The following is a 762-nucleotide window of genomic DNA, read 5'->3' as shown; positions in this document are numbered from 1 at the left end:
AATTCTACAGCCTCAACGCCCGCATAAGGGGCTGATAATAGTTTGCTAAAATGTGTAGCGAAGCGGAACCGAGCAAACTGTTAGCAGTCCCGTGCTTAATGCGCTTGTTAGCTAACTTCTGCTCCGCATAGTTTTATACCGTAATCAAGCTCACTTTCGGTAAGGCTTGATTTTATAGTATGGACAAGAGTTTTATATCTAAAATAATCCTCTCGGAGATCAGCTATATATGTAAATTGGGCCTGTATATCCGATTTGGCTGAGCCTTTAGTAAAAAACTCTAAGTACCATTGATCTTTGTTAAAGCGGTTTTTCCATTTTTCTTGAAGGTGACTAATAACGGCTTCACCTTCATCTGATAGTTTAGTCAACCTTCCCCAACATTCTGCTGAGTAGTAATACTCTCCAATTTTTCTATCGTACTTTATTTGTGTTTCTCTAAATTTCTCTGCGGCAGAAAGTCTAAATAAATTTTCAGAAAAATTATTTGAATCTAAGGCAATGAATATTGCTACCACTGCAACACATGCTGAGATAATGGCTATGATATTTGATACTAATTCGTGAAGTTTCATAGTTAGCTAACGAGCCTGTAGATTTACTCGTTTTTAATTTATTACTCTTAATCAGCAAACCATAACTGAGTTCATATTTTGATTCAATCGTTTAGTCTGTTTTGAGTTGAAATTTTAAATCGACGTTTTAGATGGGTTTTCTTGTGGTTTCTGTGGGGGAGTTGCTTCTCAGGGTGCGAGCACACTT

Annotated in this window: 1 protein-coding gene; it reads right to left on the bottom strand. The window is 36.9% G+C overall.

The features are described 5' to 3' along the window. Nucleotides 1-107: 107 nt before the first annotated feature. Nucleotides 108-575, bottom strand: a complete 468-nt coding sequence (locus N482_RS06640) for a hypothetical protein (protein ID WP_063376308.1) — start codon at nt 573-575, stop codon at nt 108-110. Nucleotides 576-762 lie beyond the last annotated feature (187 nt).

Source organism: Pseudoalteromonas luteoviolacea NCIMB 1942 (genome assembly GCF_001625595.1).
GTDB classification, from domain to species: Bacteria; Pseudomonadota; Gammaproteobacteria; order Enterobacterales; family Alteromonadaceae; genus Pseudoalteromonas; species Pseudoalteromonas luteoviolacea_A.
Note: the sequence above shows the minus strand (reverse complement) of the source record. Positions and strands in the feature narration are given on the sequence as shown.